The 2,856-nt window shown below is 77.0% G+C and carries 3 protein-coding genes; all 3 read right to left on the bottom strand.

From position 1 onward, the window contains the following. Positions 1-182: 182 nt before the first annotated feature. On the bottom strand, positions 183-425 hold the full coding sequence (locus ACTIDRAF_RS34015) for a hypothetical protein (protein WP_157163181.1): 243 nt from the start codon (positions 423-425) through the stop codon (positions 183-185). 255 nt (positions 426-680) lie between these two features. Continuing rightward, positions 681-1,901, bottom strand: a complete 1,221-nt coding sequence (locus ACTIDRAF_RS0221030; protein WP_016700693.1) for an acyl-CoA dehydrogenase family protein — start codon at positions 1,899-1,901, stop codon at positions 681-683. Positions 1,902-2,097: 196 nt separating this feature from the next. Then, on the bottom strand, positions 2,098-2,856 hold a 759-nt coding region (locus tag ACTIDRAF_RS30260), incomplete at its 5' end, for an SDR family oxidoreductase (protein ID WP_016700692.1).

Below are 2,856 nucleotides of genomic sequence, written 5' to 3'. Positions count from 1 at the left end.
GGCGCCCGCCGGCCTGGCCGTCGCCGGCGGCAGCCACCTCCGCCGGGCGTCGTCCGCGCTCCTGCCGGGGGCGTAGGGGAGGGTGCGCGTCTCGGTGACGACGTCCTCGACGATGGGCCAGATCCGAGGCCAGTCCTCGCGCCGCCGGGCGGATCGTGCAGGCCGGCGCGGCCGGCCGCCGGTCAGCCGTGAGCCCCACCGCCGAGGTGGAGGACCTGCCCGGCGGTGAGCTCGGGGTCGCTGACCTCGGCCCGCGCCGCAACCGTCGTACCGCCGGAAGGGGTGAATCCGGACGGCGACCGCACGGGCGCGTCCTCCACGCGGTCGAGCACCGCCACATGGTGGCGGTGGTTCGCGAGAGCGTGGGCGCCACCAGCCCCGATGCCCGCGCCGCCACCGGTGCCGGGAGCTCCTGCTGGTGGCACGCGGCTCATCCTGGCCGCCGTGCCGGCCCCGCACCGCCGGACTTCCCACCGTGCCCGTCCGAGCCGGCCGTCTCCCACCGCGCGGCCCCGAAGGGGTGGGAGGCGGCCGTCCGGCCAGCGCCACCGCTGGCCGGTGCGCCTCGCCGACCCGGTGGCGCCCCGGGTTCCCGCCACCGCTGGCCACCCACCCCGGACGGACGGGCCGCCCACCCCGCGCACGTCGGCCGGCCGTGTGGGTGCGGGGCGGGGCCGGGGTCAGGCGAGCGCCGCCAGCTGGCGTTCGATCTCGCGGCGGCCCAGGGACCGCAGGTGCACCTCGTCGGGGCCGTCGGCGATCCGCAGCGAACGGGCGATCGCCCAGAACCGGGCCAACGGCAGGTCCTGGCTCACCCCCGCCGCCCCGTGGATCTGCACCGCCCTGTCCAACACCCACTCCACCGCCCGGGGAACGGCGATCTTGATGCCCTGGATCTCGTCGCGGGCGGCCCGGTTGCCCTCCCGGTCCATCAGCCACGCCGCCCGCAGCACCAGCAACCGGCACTGGTCGATCCGCACCCGCGACTCGGCCACCCACTCCCGCACCACGCCCTGGTCGGCCAGCCGGCGGCCGAAGGTCGTGCGGGTGGCGGCCCGCGCGCAGGCCAGTTCCACCGCGCGTTCGGCCATGCCGAGCAGCCGCATGCAGTGGTGCACCCGCCCCGGGCCCAGCCGGGCCTGGGCGATCGCGAAACCCGATCCGGGCTCTCCCAACAGGTTCTCGGCCGGGACCCGCACGTCCTCGAAGAGGACTTCGGCGTGCCCGCCGTTGTCGTCGTCGGCGTACCCGAAATGGCTCATGCCGCGCCGCACCGTCACGCCCGGGGTGTCGGTCGGCACCAGGACCATGCTGTGGCGTTCCCGCGCCGGACCGTCCTCCGAGGTCCTGCCGAGGACGATCAGCAGCGCGCACTCGGGGGAGAGCGCCCCGGAGACGAACCACTTGCGCCCGGTGACGACGTACTCGTCGCCGACCCGTTCCACCGTGGTGGCGATGTTCGTGGCGTCGGAGGAACCGACGTCCGGTTCGGTCATGGCGAACGCCGACCGGATCCGAGCGTCCAGCAGCGGTTCCAGCCACCGCCGCCGTTGGTCCTCGGTGCCGGCCAACGCCAGGATCTCCATGTTCCCGGTGTCGGGCGCGGCGCAGTTCAGGGCGGCCGGCGCGAGGCGGGGGCTGCGACCGGTGATCTCGGCCAGCGGGGCGTACTGGAGGGTGGTCAGCCCGGCCCCGTACTCCCCGGGCAGGAACAGGTTCCACAGCCCGCGTCGCCGGGCCTCCGCTCGCAGGTCGGCGAGCAGCGGCGGCGGACCCCACTCCGGCCCCGGGGCGGCCTCACCCCGGGCCAGGGCCTCCTCGGCCGGGTACACGTGTTCGGTCATGAAGCCCCGCAGCCGGTCGGCCAGCTCGCGGGTGCGGTCGTCGTGGGTGAAGTCCATCGGGTTCCTCCTCGGGAGCGGAAGACACGGGGGCGCGGGTCGCGCGGGGTCGGGACCCGGGGCGGGCGTCGACGCGGGGCGAGGGGCGGCACGCCCCCACCCGCGCGGTGCGGTGGGGGCCGGTGGAGGTCTCGGTCGCCCACCGTGGACGGGCCTGCCGGGGCCGGGTGGGCCGGACACGGCAGCGCGGAGGGGGTCAGGCCGGGCGGAGGGTGTGGCCGCCGTCGAGCACGAGGGTCTGCCCGGTGATCCAGGACGCGTCGTCGGACACCAGGAACGCGGCGGCCGAGGCCACGTCCGCCGGGTCCCCCAGCCGACCCAGCGGGTAGGCCGCGGCCACCTGCTCCTCGCGGCCCTCGTAGAGGGCGGCGGCGAAGCGGGTGCGCACCACGGCCGGGGCCACCGCGTTGACCCGGGTCCGGGGCGCGAGTTCCACGGCCAGCTGGCCGGTCAGGCGGATCAGCGCCGCCTTGCTCGCCCCGTACACCCCGAGGCCGGGGGAGGTGTCCAATCCGGCGATGGAGGCGACGTTGAGCACGGCGCCGCCGTGCTCGCCCAGCCACGCCTGGTGCGCCTCCGACACCCAGCCCAGGGCGGCGAACACGTTGACCTCGAAGGTCTTGCGGACGGCGTCCAGACCGGCGGTCAGCAGCGGTCCCCGCACCGGGTTGGTGCCCGCGTTGTTGACGAGGACGTCGAGGCGGCCAAAGCGCTCCAGGGTGCGGCGCACCGCCTCCGCGCGGTGCCCGGCGTCGTGGCTGCGGCCGGCGACGGCGAGCACCCGGTCCGGGCCGCCGAGGTCGGCGGCGGCCTCGGCCAGTGGTTCGGCGTGCCGGGCGGTCACGCACACCCGGGCCCCCTCGGTGAGCAGGCGGCGGGCGATGGCCAGCCCGATGCCCCGTCCCGCCCCGGTGACGAGCGCGACGCGGCCGGCGAGGCGGGGGGGGGGGGCGGG

The organism is Actinoalloteichus spitiensis RMV-1378 (assembly GCF_000239155.1).
In the GTDB taxonomy this organism is placed as follows: Bacteria; Actinomycetota; Actinomycetes; order Mycobacteriales; family Pseudonocardiaceae; genus Actinoalloteichus_B; species Actinoalloteichus_B spitiensis.
The sequence above is the reverse complement of the archived record's forward strand: the minus strand, read 5'-3'. Positions and strand labels throughout refer to the sequence as shown.